Genomic DNA, 848 nt, shown 5'->3' on the forward strand with positions numbered 1-848 from the left:
GCTCAGCCGCAAATAGGTACTGGTGCTCAGCCGCAAATAGGTACTGGTGCTCAGCCGCAAATAGGTACTGGTGCTCAGCCGCAAATAGGTACTGGTGCTCAACCGCAAATAGGTACCGGTGCTCAGCCGCACCTGTATAATACTGCTGGCCAACAAGCTGTTAATCGATTTTATGAACATAACAATGGAATAGGTATGTTTTTTGATTTAAAATCGGGAGAGAGGTTGCCCTATGTAGGAAATGATTGGAATGATAAAATCTCCTCTGTACATGTTGCAGCTAAAACTTTAGTGTTGTTGTATAAACGTGAAAATTATGGATATCCAGTTAATGTTTTAGAAAATACAGGAAATTATCCAATTTTTTATAATATTTATAAAGATTTTAATGATGTAACCTTATCGATTAAAACGTTTCAAATTAGGTAACATCAAATAAATTTTAAAAATGTAATTATTTTGCCACTTTTAGGAGATTGAAGAACTGCAAGAACCTACTCCTTTAGGAGTGGGTTCTTGCAGAGGCATTTGAAATGTTAAGGGTACTACATTTTAGTTTGGAGTGTAGTGGTTATGATAGATATTTATTTTCAGATTCTTCACATTCGCCTTGTAATTGAGGAAATTTATTAAGTTGAGGGTGTTGCAAAACTCATAAATATCCAAAAATGAATGCATAAAGAAATTCGTTTCCTGGAAAAATGATAGTATCCCAAAACTATCTTCAGAAAGGGCGGATTTACTAGTATGATAACCAATTTTGATCAAAAACAATCCATTTTACAAATTTTATTTGCCTACGTAGACAGTTTAACCATTGGAGGCGTTCCGCCTATGACAGGCCGCCC

Annotated in this window: 1 protein-coding gene and 1 pseudogene; both read left to right on the forward strand. The window is 35.7% G+C overall.

The genetic code is table 11. The features are described from left to right. Positions 1-429: peptidase inhibitor family I36 protein (locus ACQRBL_RS32340; RefSeq protein ID WP_427736420.1), on the forward strand; the 429-nt coding region annotated here is incomplete at its 5' end. 318 nt (positions 430-747) lie between these two features. Further along, a pseudogene (locus tag ACQRBL_RS32345) lies at positions 748-848 on the forward strand (ISNCY family transposase); the annotation flags it as partial.

It is taken from the genome of Bacillus sp. AF62 (genome assembly GCF_050312695.1).
Lineage (GTDB): Bacteria > Bacillota > Bacilli > Bacillales > Bacillaceae_G > Bacillus_A > Bacillus_A cereus.